The sequence below is a fragment of the Streptomyces sp. NPDC047028 genome, assembly GCF_040644095.1.
Classification (GTDB): Bacteria; Actinomycetota; Actinomycetes; order Streptomycetales; family Streptomycetaceae; genus Streptomyces.
On the sequence record NZ_JBEYVS010000015.1, the window covers coordinates 54,736 to 68,546 of the forward strand.

A 13,811-nucleotide genomic window follows, 5' to 3' on the forward strand; every position below is an offset into this window, starting at 1 on the left:
TACCTCCACTAACTGGTGTGTGCCGGGACGCGCTGCCGGCGATTTCCCGCAAAAACGCGCCACATAATGCCCGGGGTGCACAATGTTGTCGGCGGTTCAAGCAAGTACTGGACCTTCAGGAATTTTTCGGTCACGACCATGTCCGTTTCGGCTGCGGCGAGCACCTTGTCCATGTAGGAGTTGATGAGCCGTACGGGAAGTGGCCTCGGGCCTTCGATCTGAGGCAGGGCCAGGTCACTTCCGGTCGCCATCTTCCAGGCGACGCCGATGGGTTTGGCGGCCTTGCGGAAGAACCGTTGGCCGACCTGATCCAGGTCACCACTCAGCGAGTCACGCAGCGCCATTGCCTGGAGCGAGGCCACCGTCATCCCCTGGGCGTATATGGGGTTGAAGCTCGATATCGCATCGCCCACCACCAGCAGCCTGCGCGGGATTCGGGTCAGCTTCTCATAGCGACGGCGCACGCTCGCCGGGAACCGGTGCGCGGAAATCTCGCTGAGCGGCTCAGCGTCGCGGATCGCCGCGAAGACATGTTCGGGAACCAACGGCCTGGCGAACTCCACCCACTCGGCCGGGTCGGTCGGCGGATGGTGACCGCGGTAACCGATCAGCGTCAGGACCCAGCGGCCGTCCTCTTCCTCCAGGAACTCCGCGCCCTTGGGGCTCCCCGGCGCATGCCCGATGATCACGACCTTCTCACGGCCCATCGAACCGGGGGCCGGCCGCAGATACCGGCTGGTGTACATGATGTCGACGTCGATACGCTCCTCGGCCGGTGGCTCGTATCCCATCTCGACCAGCCACTTGGTGGTCCGTCCAGACCGGCCGGTCGCGTCCACCACGAGATCGGCGAGGATCACATCCTCGGAGCCGCTGCCCACGTACCTAACACGCGCACCGGTGACGGCGCCATTGTCCGAGGTGGTCTCGAGGCCGGTGACTTGGCACTGGTCGATGAGCTTGATCTTCGCAAGCTCCCCGATCCGGGCGCGGAGCCGATTCTCCAGATGCGGCCGGCTGGGCTGGTAGGTGCGGGACAGATCTCTGTACTCGCCGTCCATGCGCAACAAGTGCCCGCCCAAGCTCATCCGCAGCTCGGAAGGTCCGTCGATGACAGGCGCGCCACCGGCGACGAAGTCGTCGAGTATCCCGGGGAACAGCTCCTCAAAGATCTTCGCACCCTTGGAGAGCAGGCCGTGAGCGTGGCGGCCCTGCGGCACACCTCGCCGCTGAGTCCGCGGGCCGTCCGGCAGTTCGTCACGTTCTATCACCGTGACCCTGTCGAATGCCTCGGAGAGCACCCGGGCGGCCAGTAGACCCGAGATACTTGCGCCCAACACCACCGCATGTTCACCGATACGCTTCACTGGAATTCCTTCTGCTGGGGCAAGTGTCTTGTGTGGGGTAGGACATCCAACACATGGGGGATGCGGTCGATGCCCGGCGATGGTTTCCCGAATCCTTCGATACGGATATCACCGAAGTGTTCAATGCGCACCGCGAATATAGATGCCCCCCAGGTTCGGCCACCGCATGTGGGCGCAGTATTGGCTTGTTCGTTCCATCGAGCGCGGCTCGCGTGGCCGAAATTCACGTCGGATGCGAGTTTCCGGCGCTCGTCGGCGACAGCTGGCGGTACGTGTCCGGCACCGGCACTGGGCCCCAGCTCCCGGCGTCGGCAGTAGTCGTGGACGTCCGTCGTACAGGGGACAGGAGTGCAGCTCGGCCGGTCGGCGGACGGGCCGGCTTCCGGACGGTCGACTGGCCGTCGCCCCGGGCCCCGATCGGCTGACCCGGGCTCAGGTGGAGTCGCGCCCGCCATGGAGCAGATCCGTCAGACGGTGATACCCGCTGGAATATTTTGGCCAGACAGCGGCGATCGGCTTCCCGAACCAGCCAGAGTTTAGCAGGATCTCGGCTACCCGTTGTGCGTGGGGAGGCGGGTTCAACAGGAATCTCGTGAACCAATGCATGATTGTGCTCTTTCAGTGCCTTCGTGACTGGTTGAGGCTGCCCTTGTACGCGGTGGTTCTGCTTTACTTCGGCACTACAGGGAGATCCAATGGTCGACATCACCGGCACCGCGGAAACCACTGATACGTTGTCGAGGTCCGACAGCGACGCGGAACTGCGAGCGAGCAACCGTGCGATCGTGGAGCAGTACATGAATACCCGCGGGCTGGATCGCCTGCGTCGGCATCTTCTGTTCACCGAAGACGGCACTGGTGGTCTCTGGACAACAGACACTGGACTGCCGATCGTCATCGAGGGAAGGGATCGACTCGGTGACCACGGCGAATGGTCACTCCAGTGCTTCCCCGACTGGGCCTGGACGAACATCCAGATCTTCGACACGCAGGACCCCAACCAGTTTTGGGTCGAATGCGACGGTGAGGGAAAGATCCGCTTCGCGGACTACCCCGAGGGCCACTACCGCAATCACTTCCTGCACTCCTTCCTGTTCGAGAACGGGAAGATCAAGCGCCAGCGCGAGTTCATGAACCCTTGCGAGCAGTTCAGGGCTCTGGGCATAGCAGTCCCTCAGGTCAAGCGTGCCGACATACCAACCTGAACGTGGTTCGCCGGGCGTCTTCTTATCAATCAATGGAGAAGGCCGTTATGGGAAACATCCTTGCCGACTTCGAGCAGGCCAAGGCGCGCCACCAGCCCGAATGGGACGATCCGTCACAGGTCGAGCTCGTACGGGCGATGTTGTCATCTGTCACACCGCTGGTGACCGCGGCGCAGGTAGTGAACCTCCGCTCCCACCTGGCCCGTGTCGCCACCGGCGAGATGCAGGTGCTCCAGGCAGGGGATTGTGCGGAGGACCCAGCCGAGTGCACCGCTGGGCATGTTCAAGGTAAGACCAGACTCATCGACCTGCTCGCCCAGAACCTGGAGACCGCCACAGGCAAACGGACGCTGCGGGTCGGACGGATCGCGGGGCAGTTCTCCAAGCCCCGCTCCAGCCAGGTCGAAAAGCTCGGCGACGGCGAACTGCCGTCGTTCTTCGGGCACATGATCAACGGGCCGGAGCCCACCCACGAGAGGAGGCGTCCCGATCCTCTGCGCATGCTCACGGGCTACATGACCGCGAGGGAGATCATGACGCAGCTCGGGTGGGTGGGATTGGCACCCCGGCTCGACGGATCTGCTGTCTGGACCAGCCATGAAGCGCTGCTTCTGGACTATGAGATGTCGATGCTCCGAGAGTTCGACGGCGGCCGGCGCTGGCTCAGCTCCACCCACTGGCCGTGGATCGGCGAGCGGACCCGGCAGTTCGACGGCCCGCACGTTGCACTGCTCGCCCAGGTGGTCAACCCGGTTGCCTGCAAGGTCGGCCCGTCAATGACCGCGGGCGAGATCGTGGAGCTGTGCGACCGGTTGGACCCCGATCGGGAGCCGGGCCGGCTTTCACTCATCGTGCGCATGGGCGCCGACCTCGTCGCCGGCAGGCTACCCCGGCTCGTCGAGGCCGTGCAGTCGGCCGGGCACCCGGCGGTCTGGCTCAGCGACCCGATGCACGGGAACACCGATTGTGCGGCTGACGGCACCAAATACCGGCTCGTGGGAACCATCGCCCGGGAAGTCCGCGGCTTCAGGCGGGTCCTGGACCTGGTGGGGGTTCCGGCCGGGGGGCTTCACCTCGAGGCGACCCCCGACGACGTGACCGAGTGCGTGCTGGACACGGCCGAGCTGGGGTCGGGCCCCGTCACCAGCTTGTGTGATCCGCGACTCAACACCCGGCAGGCCATCGAGGTGGTCTCAGCGTGGTCCGAGTATTGAGATTCCTAGAGAGGGAGCCTTTTGATGACGGGAATACCACCGATCGCGCCGTACAGTCTGCCGCCGCGGTATGCGCTGCCGGAAAACGCCGTGCGCTGGACCGTCCGCCCGGAACGGGCGGTGCTCCTCATCCACGACATGCAGAGCTATTTCCTCAATCCCTTTGAGGACGGCATGCGCAGCGAATTGGTGGGTAGCATCGCCGGCCTCAAGAAGCGCTGCGCGGAGTTGGGGGTGCCGGTGGCTTACACCGCCCAGCCCGGCGGGATGACGGACCGGCAGCGTGGGCTCCTGAAGGACTTCTGGGGCCCCGGCATGCGCACTGAGGAGGCCGAACGCGCGGTGGTGCCCGAGCTCAAGCCCGACGCGGACGACTGGATGAGCACGAAGTGGCGCTACAGTGCGTTCTTCGGGTCGGAGCTGCTGAAGCGTATGCGCGCGCTGCAGCGTGACCAGTTGATTATTTGTGGCGTGTACGGGCATATCGGTGTGCTGTCGACCGCTTTGGACGCGTTCTCCAACGACATTCAGCCCTTCCTGGTCGCCGACGCGCTCGGCGACTTCTCCGAAGGTCACCATAAACTGACCCTCGAATACGCGGCACGGTCCTGCGCCATGGTGGTCAAAACCGAGGATGTGCTCGCATGACCGTCCTGCTTGAGCGCGTTCTCGCGCTGGAACTGCCCGCCTTCGCGATCATCCACCGTCTCGAAAGCGGCTCGCCCGGCACGCTGGACGTCCTGACCGGCCAGGTGACCGAGTACAAGTCGCTGGACGACATCCCGTTGGCCGACGATTCCGGGCCGGGTCCCGCGCTCGACACTCTGGTGCTCGTCCCCTACCGGCAACTGGCCGATCGAGGCTTCGCCGCGCGAGACGACGCCACGCCTTTGCTCGCGATGAACCTCACCGCTCGCGAATCGGTGCCGGTTGCCGAAGCGCTTGCCCGCTTCCCTCAGGTCCCAACGGAGTTGACCGACGGACACTTCGACGTGGACGACGCCGCCTACGCGCAGATGGTGCGCCAGATCGTCACCGAGGAGATCGGCACCGGCGAGGGTGCCAACTTCGTGATGAAGCGCTCGTTCATGGCAAACATCGGCGACTACTCTCTGGCCAGCGCCCTGTCGTTCTTCCGAAGGCTTTTGGAGCGCGAGGAGAAGGCCTACTGGACCTTCATCATCCACACCGGCTCCAACACTCTTGTCGGTGCGACGCCGGAGCGCCATATCTCGCTCGCCGGCGGCAAGACCGTCATGAACCCGATCAGCGGCACATACCGGTATCCGTCCGGCGGCCCCACCTTGCAGGGGGTCATGGAGTTCCTCGCCGACACCAAGGAGACCGACGAGCTCTACATGGTCCTCGACGAGGAACTGAAGATGATGGCCCGGCTGTGCGATGACGGAGGACGTGTCCACGGGCCGTACCTGAAAGAAATGGCGCGGCTGGCGCACACCGAATACCTGATCGAAGGCACGACCAGCCGTGATGTGCGTGAGGTTCTGCACGAGACGATGTTCGCCCCGACCGTCACAGGGAGCCCTCTGGAGAGCGCCGCCAGGGTCATCTGGCGCTACGAGCCGCAAGGACGCGGCTACTACAGCGGGGTCGCCGCGCTGATCGGACGGGACGCGGCCGGACGGCACACACTTGACTCGTCGATCTTGATACGGACGGCCGACATCGATCCCGGCGGCCGGATGAACATCTCGGTGGGGGCCACACTGGTGCGCCACTCCGACCCGATGACTGAGGTCGCCGAGACCCACAGCAAGCTGGCGACCCTGCTCAACGCGCTCAAGTCCGACCATCGGTCCGGCTACGCGGCCAATCCGGAGGTCCGGGCCGCCCTGGATCGCCGCAACGAGGGGATCGCGGACTTCTGGCTCCGGGACACGTGTGGTCACCGGCCGGCCGTGGCCCGGCTGGACGGCGCGACGGCACTGGTCGTGGACGCGGAGGACACCTTCACCGCGATGCTCGACCAGCAGTTGCGGTCACTGGGGTTGTCCGTGAAGGTCCGCCGATTCGACGAGCCGTTCGACGTGGCGGCCTGCGACCTGACGGTCTTCGGTCCGGGTCCCGGGGATCCGCGGATGACTTCCCACCCCAAGATCGCCAAGCTGCGGCAGGCGGTCGACGCCGCGTTGGCGAGTCACCGCCCGATGATGGCCGTGTGCCTGAGCCACCAGGTGCTCAGCATGAGGCTCGGCTTCGACCTGCACCGCCGCGAAGTACCCAACCAGGGTGTACAGCGTGAGATCGACCTGTTCGGCGTGCGCGAACGAGTGGGCTTCTACAACACGTTCGCCGCGCACAGCTCGGTGAGCAAGCGAACCGTCGAAGGGATCGGTGTGGTCGAGGTGAGCCGAGATGAGGAGACCGGCGAAGTGAACGCGCTACGCGGGCCCGGCTTTGCCTCGGTTCAGTTCCACGCCGAGTCGGTGCTCACCGTCGACGGCCCGCGCATCATCGGAGAGGCGATACAGGGGGTTCTCGGCCGATGAGAGTGGATGTCGTCTGGTGGGACCTGGCCAGGTCCCACCAAACCGTGGAATCCCTGGAGAAGGATCTTCGTGACGGCTCCGCCGAGCCATGGCGTGAGGTCAAGGGATTGCGCCTGAAGCTGTGGATCGCCGACCGTGAACGCGGCCGTTGGGGCGCGATCATGTGGTGGGACTCGGATGTTCCGGCAGATCAGCCGCTGCCGCCCAACCGGGCGGCAGAGCTGATCGGGTACGCACCCGACCATCGCACCGGCTTCGACGTCGCAGCGGTGGCCGAGGGGATCGACTCGCTAGGCCTTGCCTTCTCCGCCGGGCCCCCGGTATCGCCACAAGCCACGGAGCGCCGATAGTGCACCGGTACATGATCGTAGACGCCTTTGCCCGCGAGCCGCTGCTGGGCAACCCGGTCGCCGTCTTCTTCGACAGCGGGGATCTGACCGGCCAGACGATGCAACGCATCGCGAAAGAGATGAACCTCTCCGAGGTCACCTTCGTGCTGCCGGCCGAGCAAGGCGGCGACGCACGGATCAGGATCTTTACCCCGGTGAACGAACTGCCGTTCGCCGGGCACCCGATGCTCGGCACGGCCCTCGCGCTCGGTCAGACCTGGAAACGCGACAGGCTGCGGCTGGAGACCGCGATGGGTGTCATCCAGTTCGAGCTGAGTACCCACGACGGCGCCGCGTGGGTCCAGATGCGGCAACCGGTTCCCAGCTCGGAGCCCTACGATCTCAGCAATGACCTCCTGGCCGCACTCGGGGTCGAAACATCGACGGCCCCGGTCGAGATCTATTGCAACGGACCGCGTCACGTGTTCGTGGGGTTGAGCGACGTCGAGGCGCTTTCCGCTCTCAATCCGGATCATCGCGCCCTCTCACGCTTTCCCGACATGGCCGCCAACTGCTTCGCCAAGGCAGACGGGGGCTGGCGGACGCGGATGTTCTCCCCCGCCTACGGTGTGGTCGAGGACGCGGCGACCGGTTCCGCTGCCGGGCCTCTCGCAATTCACCTGGCCAGACACGGGTTCGCCGAGTACGGGCAGGAGATCAAGATCACCCAGGGCGTGGAGATGGGACGCGCCTCGGTCATGAGGGCTACCGCCGAGGGGGCCGGCGAGTCTGTCCGCTCGGTCCACGTCGGCGGCCACGCCGTCGTGGTTGCCGAGGGAACAATCAACGTCTAGTGGGGGCCTTTCATGGACGCAAGTGGATACGAGTCCCTCAGCGGGAAGGTCGACCTCCCCTTCCCCGAGTACGATCAGCCGCCGTCGGAGCCCCTCAAGCTGGTGCAGAGCTGGCTTTCCCAGGCACGAAAACTCGGAGTCCGCGAGCCCACCGCGCTGGCGCTGGCCACCGCGGACTCCCGCTGCCGTGCTTCGAACCGGGTGGTCGCCATAACCGATGTCACTGACCTCGGCCTGGTGTTCACGAGCCACAGCTGCAGCCAGAAGGGACGTGAAATCGCTGCTACGGGGTGGGCGTCGGGTTTGCTGTACTGGAGGGAGACCGGTCAGCAGATCATCCTCTCCGGTCCAGTCGTGCTACTGCCCGACGCCGAGTCGGACGCCCTGTGGTCCGCCCGGCCGATTCCGTTGCACGCCATGTCGACGGTCACCGAGCAGAGTGAGCCACTGGAGGACGTCGAGTCTCTGCGCACCAGGGCACGCGGCCTGGGACTGACCGGGGCGCCCCAGCCCCGGCCGGAGTTCTTCGTCGGCTACCGGCTGCAGCCCGACGTCGTCGAATTCTGGTCCGCGAGCTCGGACCGGCTGCACCGCAGGCTGCGCTATGACCGCGACTCGCTCGATTGGCGTACGAGCCGGCTGCAGCCGTAGTCCCCGCTCCTTCGGCAGACCCTTCTCGGGCTCACCGCCTTGCACCGGCGGCATCGTCGTCGTGCCCGGATCCACCCGAACCCTTTCCATGAGGAAGAGACAATGCCTTTTACCGCAGAACAGATCCTGGATCTTCCGTTCGACGTGCAGCCCGATCCGGACGAGTTCATCCGCGCCGCCATGGAGTGGCACTTCAATCCCGAGACCGGCTGCAAGTTCTGGCTGGACCGAGCCGCTACCCTCGGCTTCGATCCGCGAGCCGATGTCAAGACCTACGAGGACCTCCGGCACTTCCCGAACGTGGCCACGGAGCTTCGTGACGTCCGTGGCGAGGATCTGGTTCCCAGGGGATACGGAAATCAGTCCGACGTGATCGGGTTCTTCGAAAGCGGCGGCACCACCGGCGCTCCGAAGCGGGTCGTTCTGATGCGGGACTGGCTTGACCGCATGGTGAGCTGGAGCAACGCGAACCTGGACCGCCACGGTGTGCCGCGCGGAGGGAACTGGCTGGGAGTCATCCCGACCGGACCGCACGTCGTGGGCACCCTGTTCCGGCAGCACGCCGTGACGCACGGCCGCCATGGCTTCACGATCGACCTCGATCCGCGCTGGGTGAAGCGGCTCATCGCCGACGGTCAGTTCGGGCAGGTCGACGCCTACGCCCAGCACCTCATCGACCAGGCCGCCGATGTCCTGCGGACGCAGGACATCGGCCTGCTCACCATCACGCCCCCGCTGCTGGAACGACTGGCCAGGGACGACAAGCTGGTCGCCCTGGTGAACAAGCGGGTGAAGTGCATCAGGTGGGGAGGTACGCAGATGGACGCCGACAGCCGCCACCTCTTCAAGACCGAGGTGTTCCCCGAGGTCGCGCTGTGCGGCGAGTACGGAAGCACGATGATCATCGGGGTCGCTGGCGAGCGTGCCGGGCTCACCGTCGACGACCCGTGTGTCTTCGACTCGTTCTCCCCCTACGTGACCTTCACGGTCGTCGATCCGAAGAGCCTTGAGCCGGTGCCCTACGGAGAGCGAGGCCAGGTACTGGTCAACCACGTCAGCAAGTCCTTTCTGCTGCCCAGCAACCTGGAACGTGACCTCGCCACTCGATTTCCTCAGGTGAACGGCGCGGTCGGGGACTCGGTCGCTGACATCGGCACCGTCGCCGTCTTCGAGGACGAGAACGTCATCGAGGGGGTCTACTGATGATCGACCTGCCCGCGCTCGGTGCAACCGGCGCCTACCGCTCCAGGAACATACAGACGGTCACCGATGTGGCAGGCACTGCCTTCGCGGAACTGAGCCTCGTGCCGCCGTTGTACGTCAACCGCACCATGGCGGCGTTGCGCCGGGGCAGCGTCATGCCGGCCGACGAACGGGCCGACGCGTTGAGCCGTGCGGCCACGCTCTTCGCGACCGCGACGATCGACGGACTGACCGTCGAGGAGTACCAACACGCTGTCAGCAGGGTGGGAGGAGTTCCGGTCTCCTCCGTTGTCACGGCGACCACCACGGTCGCCGAGCGGGTGGCGAAGGCTCACGCGAGCATCCAGTACGCGCGCCCGCGGGGGGCGGTCGACAACTGGCGCGATCCGCTGACGCGGACCGGGCGTTCGGTGTGGACACGGCGCGGAGACGTATTCGCCTTGCACGCGGCGGGCAACCATCCCGGCACCCACAGCATCTGGCCGGAGGCACTGGCACTGGGCTACCGCGTCGCTGTCCGCCCGTCGAGCCGTGACCCCTTCACCCCGCACCGGCTTGTGACGGCATTGCGGAGCGCGGGATTTGCCGACGATCAGGTGGTGCTCCTGCCCACGGACCACGCCGGTGCCGATGCCATTCTGCGCGGCGCCGACCTGGGGATGGTGTACGGCGGCGAGGAGGTGACCCGCAAGTACGGCGAGGCCGCGACAGTGCTGCCGCAGGGGCCGGGCCGGTCGAAAATCCTCATCACGGCCGACGTGGACTGGCGCGACCACCTGGACGTGATCGTCGCATCCGTGAGCGGCCACGGAGGGACCGGATGCGTGAACGCGACAGCCATCTTCGTGGAGGGCGACCCAGCTCCGCTCGCCGAGGCCGTCGCGGCGCGGTTGTCCGCCGCGACGCCGTTGCCGCCCGAGGATGACAAGGCCGTACTCCCCGTACAGCCGATCGCGGTCGCCAAGGCGATCGAAACGCACCTGCTGAAGAAGGCAGCCGGCGCCCGGCCGTGGCTCGGCGGCGACGGCATCGTGGGCGAACTCGGGGACGGGAGCGCCGCGCTGCTGCCCGCCGTCCACCAAATCGACGATCCAGCCGCTCCGCAGGCAGGAGTGGAGCTGCCGTTCCCCTGCGTGTGGATCGCGCCGTGGACACCCGAGGCCGGGACGGACCCGCTGAAGAACACGCTCGTACTGAACGCGATGACCCACGACGCCCAGCTCATCGACCGCCTGCTCGGCGAGCCGACCATAAGCAACTTGTACCTGGGAAGCCAGCACACCCATTGGATGGATCCCTCGGTTCCGCACGATGGCTACCTGGCCGACTTCCTCATGCGGAACAAGGGTGTCATCCGGAACTGAAAGTGGTTCTGGCGGCGCTCACGTTCGCATCGTGAGCAAGGTTCCGAATCGCCGGTGGCGGCTCGCCACGTGGACGCCCCCTCCAACTACATCGAGATCGAAAGGGTCCTACCTTGTCCCACTCCGTCGAACCGGCCGACGTCCTGATCGTCGGCGGCGGATCGGCCGGTGCAGTGCTCGCCGCGCGACTGAGCGGGAACCCCGCCCGGCGCATCGTACTGCTCGAGGCCGGGCCGGACTACGGCCCCACCCAGTTCCCCGGCGCGCTGCTCGACGCCAACCGCATCGCCGATCTCGATCACGACTGGGGATACACCGCACGGGGCGGACGACTGAGCCCCGAGATCGCCGCTCTGCGCGGCAAGGTGATCGGCGGGAGCTCCGCCGTCAACGCCGGCGCGGCCCTCCGCGCCCGCGCCCGCGACTTCGCCCGCTGGGCCGAGAACGGGCTCGACGACTGGAGTTTCGCCGACGTCCTGCCGTACTTCCGCGCCCTGGAAAACACCTCAACCGGCGAAGACGAGTTTCACGGGCGAAGCGGGCCGATGCCCGTGCGCCAACTTACCGACTCGGAGCTGACCCCCGCGCATCGTGGCTTCATCGACGCCGCAGTCGCCCTTGGTTACAAGCGGATCGCCGACTTCAACGGTACCGAGCAGGGCGGCGTCGGACCCTTCGCGGTCAACGTCCTCGACGGGGTCCGACAGAACACCGCACTGGTCTACCTCGCCGCTGAGGTACGCGCTCGCCCGAATCTCACCGTGCACGGTGCCGTCACCGTCGACCGGGTCCTGTTCCGCGGTGGCAGGGCGACTGGAGTAGTCACCGCCGACGGGGCCGTGCACAATGCCGGCGAGGTGATCCTCTCTGCCGGAACCTACGGAAGCGCGGCGATCCTGCTGCGCTCCGGCATCGGCCCCGCCGGCGAACTGGCGTCTCTCGGCGTCGAGCTTCTCGCCGACCTGCCCGTCGGGCGACACCTGCAAGACCATCCTTTCTGCCCCACCGTCTATGCACTCGCCCCGGGGCGAGCGGAGATGACTCCCGCCCTCGGCGCGCTGCTGTGGACCGCCTCCAGCGAGGCCGACGACGGTGAACTCGACCTGAACATCGTCGCCGTGCATCCCAACGGGGCTCCGTTCATGCCCGCCGGCGGGGTCATCGCCCTGTCCACGGCCCTGGTGCTCCCCGACGCGCACGGCACGCTGCGCCTCGCCAGCCGCGATCCGCTTGCCCAGCCCTTGATTGACCACAACTACCTCGGCACCGAGCGCGACCGCCGACGCATGCTCGAAGGCGTACGCATCGCCGGTGATCTAGCCCGTGACCCGGCACTCGCGCCGTCGCTCGCGGGGCTTTTGATGCCGCGTGAACTGCCCGACGAAACCGAGCAACTGACACGGATAGTCGAATCCGGCCTCTCCGTCTACGGTCATCCCACCTCCACCGCCCCCATGGGCGCCGCCGACTCGCCTCAGGCGGTCGTAGACTCCCGCGGAGCCGTGCACGGACTCGCCGCTCTGCGTGTCGTGGACGCCTCCATCATCCCGTACGTGCCCTCCAGCGTCACCAACCTCACCACGATCATGCTCGCCGAACGCATCGCCCACCTCGTCTACAACCGCTGACGGCCCAAGGCTGCCAAGGAGGCCGGCCACTCGCTGCCGGGGCCGGTTCTCTTGGTTGCCATGATCGGCGGGTTGCTCGTCCAGGTAGTCGCGGTGGCCGCCGAGCAGAGTATGCCTGCGGTGGGTTCCATGCCGCCCCGGCTGTGGTGCAGCAACCCTGCGGGGGCTCTTGTCCCTGCAGGGAAGCGGTCGGACTCCGGTGACGGGCACGGGGGTTCGGGTCGAAGCTGTTCGGGTCCGCGCCGGCTCCGGATGCCGTGCCACTCGTGCGGCTCCAGGGGGAGCCTGTCCCATGACGTGGTGGGAACGGTGGTTCGGTCGGGGTGGGCGCCGGAGTCACGTTCCGCTCGAACGGTGAGCCCGATGCGGGTCGTGGTCGCGCCGATGGTGCTGACGACGGCTTCATGGCTAGTGACCGGCCTACCGCGTAAGTTGATGCTGATCGGGGCGAACAGGGACCGTTCGCCCCGTCGGCGTCCCGGTGATCAGCAGCCGGATGGCGTCCCGGCGGGCCCGCCTCTTTGCCTCCCACCAGCGGCGCAGGGTGGCCACGGCGAACGCCGCGGGGTCCCCGTCGCAGCCCCCCGAGACGCACCCGGCATCCGTGACCAGGCCGCAGATCCATGGGCGCCCCTCTCCGCCCCACCCTTTTCCGGGAAGGCGTGCGTGCGGGCCCCGCGCGGGCCGACCGGCGTGTGCCACCGCTCCCGGCCGGCCGCCGCGAAGTCGCCGGGCACCTCCTCCGTCTTGGTGTCCGCGCTGATCACCGGCTCGCCTGCCTGCGTGAACTCGCAGACGTTGTCGCCGATGTAGCGGAACGGGGCATCCCGGTCTGGATGCCGGTGCTGGGGCGGCCTCAGCGGTCCGCGAAGGTCGCGTGCAGGGGGAAGCTTTCCTCCTTTGTAAGGGGGGAGCGCCAGATCTCCGTCACCGCCCTTCCGGGATCACCAGCGCCAAGCAGCGCGTCTACCAGACCGGGATCATGCTCGGCAGCTGCTTGAGCCCCGCCTCGGAACGACGCACGCTCACCAAGGGCGAAATCCCCGCGTCCAGTTCAGCCGCCCCGCGCGAGACGTGTCCTCCGAAACCCGCGGCACGCGCCCCCGGACGGGCCCCGCAGTGTCCCAGCCCGCGCACATCCGCGCCGAGTTTGGTCCCCTCCATCACACCCGTCCCAGCGATCGTACAGAGCACCGAAGTTAGGAATCGTCAGCTTCCTAGAACAGCCAGAACATGTACACTCGCCCGAAGATAGAAATTGACCTATCGATGTCCACTTCCTGAAGATGGTCACGGTCCGTAGTAGTTCATGAGCTGGTCGGGGGGCTGGTGTAGTGGCGGCGGATGCATTGAAATACCAGGTCGTGCGGGGTGGACAGCTCATGCCAGGTAGGGGGTCCTAGGAAGTCGTGCGGTAGGCGCCTGGCTGCCCTCCTCCTCGAAAGTGTCATCCAGGAGATGATGCCAGTACTCGGCCAACCAGTAC

13 protein-coding genes are annotated in these 13,811 nt (G+C 66.5%); 10 read left to right on the forward strand and 3 right to left on the reverse strand.

The genetic code is table 11. The features are described 5' to 3' along the window. Nucleotides 1-8 precede the first annotated feature (8 nt). Nucleotides 9-1,367, reverse strand: a complete 1,359-nt coding sequence (locus ABZ854_RS15770) for an FAD-dependent monooxygenase (protein WP_361210182.1) — start codon at nucleotides 1,365-1,367, stop codon at nucleotides 9-11. Between the two features lie 695 nt (nucleotides 1,368-2,062). On the opposite strand from ABZ854_RS15770, the gene ABZ854_RS15775 reads away from it, so the two are divergent. The 10 genes from ABZ854_RS15775 (at nucleotide 2,063) to ABZ854_RS15820 (ending at nucleotide 12,325) form a co-directional block, all read left to right on the forward strand. Next, nucleotides 2,063-2,572 carry a PhzA/PhzB family protein gene (locus tag ABZ854_RS15775; RefSeq protein ID WP_361210184.1) on the forward strand — a complete coding sequence of 170 codons (510 nt, stop codon included), beginning with the start codon at nucleotides 2,063-2,065 and terminating at the stop codon, nucleotides 2,570-2,572. 32 nt (nucleotides 2,573-2,604) lie between these two features. Then, nucleotides 2,605-3,786, forward strand: coding sequence for a 3-deoxy-7-phosphoheptulonate synthase (locus ABZ854_RS15780; RefSeq protein ID WP_361210187.1), 1,182 nt, complete (start codon nucleotides 2,605-2,607; stop codon nucleotides 3,784-3,786). Nucleotides 3,787-3,810: 24 nt separating this feature from the next. Then, complete coding sequence (locus ABZ854_RS15785; RefSeq protein WP_361210190.1) at nucleotides 3,811-4,434, forward strand: isochorismatase family protein; 624 nt, start codon at nucleotides 3,811-3,813, stop codon at nucleotides 4,432-4,434. Next, the gene (locus ABZ854_RS15790) at nucleotides 4,431-6,296 is read left to right on the forward strand and encodes an anthranilate synthase family protein (RefSeq protein WP_361210192.1); all 1,866 of its coding nucleotides are present in this window, start codon (nucleotides 4,431-4,433) and stop codon (nucleotides 6,294-6,296) included. Before ABZ854_RS15785 ends, ABZ854_RS15790 begins: the two co-directional genes overlap by 4 nt. 44 nt (nucleotides 6,297-6,340) lie before the next feature. Continuing rightward, nucleotides 6,341-6,646, forward strand: a complete 306-nt coding sequence (locus ABZ854_RS15795) for a hypothetical protein (protein ID WP_361210195.1) — start codon at nucleotides 6,341-6,343, stop codon at nucleotides 6,644-6,646. An 11-nt stretch (nucleotides 6,647-6,657) separates the two neighbouring features. Further along, a complete protein-coding gene (locus ABZ854_RS15800; RefSeq protein WP_361210198.1) occupies nucleotides 6,658-7,479 on the forward strand; it encodes a PhzF family phenazine biosynthesis isomerase in 822 nt (273 codons plus the stop codon). A 12-nt stretch (nucleotides 7,480-7,491) separates the two neighbouring features. Then, the gene (gene phzG / locus ABZ854_RS15805) at nucleotides 7,492-8,130 is read left to right on the forward strand and encodes a phenazine biosynthesis FMN-dependent oxidase PhzG (RefSeq protein WP_361210201.1); all 639 of its coding nucleotides are present in this window, start codon (nucleotides 7,492-7,494) and stop codon (nucleotides 8,128-8,130) included. Nucleotides 8,131-8,232: 102 nt separating this feature from the next. After that, a complete protein-coding gene (locus ABZ854_RS15810) occupies nucleotides 8,233-9,333 on the forward strand; it encodes a phenazine antibiotic biosynthesis protein (RefSeq protein ID WP_361210204.1) in 1,101 nt (366 codons plus the stop codon). Then, complete coding sequence (locus ABZ854_RS15815) at nucleotides 9,333-10,697, forward strand: aldehyde dehydrogenase family protein (RefSeq protein ID WP_361210207.1); 1,365 nt, start codon at nucleotides 9,333-9,335, stop codon at nucleotides 10,695-10,697. Before ABZ854_RS15810 ends, ABZ854_RS15815 begins: the two co-directional genes overlap by 1 nt. Nucleotides 10,698-10,810: 113 nt before the next feature. Continuing rightward, on the forward strand, nucleotides 10,811-12,325 hold the full coding sequence (locus ABZ854_RS15820; RefSeq protein WP_361210210.1) for a GMC family oxidoreductase N-terminal domain-containing protein: 1,515 nt from the start codon (nucleotides 10,811-10,813) through the stop codon (nucleotides 12,323-12,325). Here ABZ854_RS15820 and ABZ854_RS15825 read toward each other — a convergent pair. Both ABZ854_RS15825 and ABZ854_RS15830 read right to left on the reverse strand, forming a co-directional pair. Continuing rightward, complete coding sequence (locus ABZ854_RS15825) at nucleotides 12,313-12,780, reverse strand: hypothetical protein (protein ID WP_361210405.1); 468 nt, start codon at nucleotides 12,778-12,780, stop codon at nucleotides 12,313-12,315. The two genes, ABZ854_RS15820 and ABZ854_RS15825, sit on opposite strands and share 13 nt — an antisense overlap. A 30-nt stretch (nucleotides 12,781-12,810) precedes the next feature. After that, on the reverse strand, nucleotides 12,811-13,245 hold the full coding sequence (locus ABZ854_RS15830; protein WP_361210408.1) for a hypothetical protein: 435 nt from the start codon (nucleotides 13,243-13,245) through the stop codon (nucleotides 12,811-12,813). Between the last annotated feature and the right edge of the window lie 566 nt (nucleotides 13,246-13,811).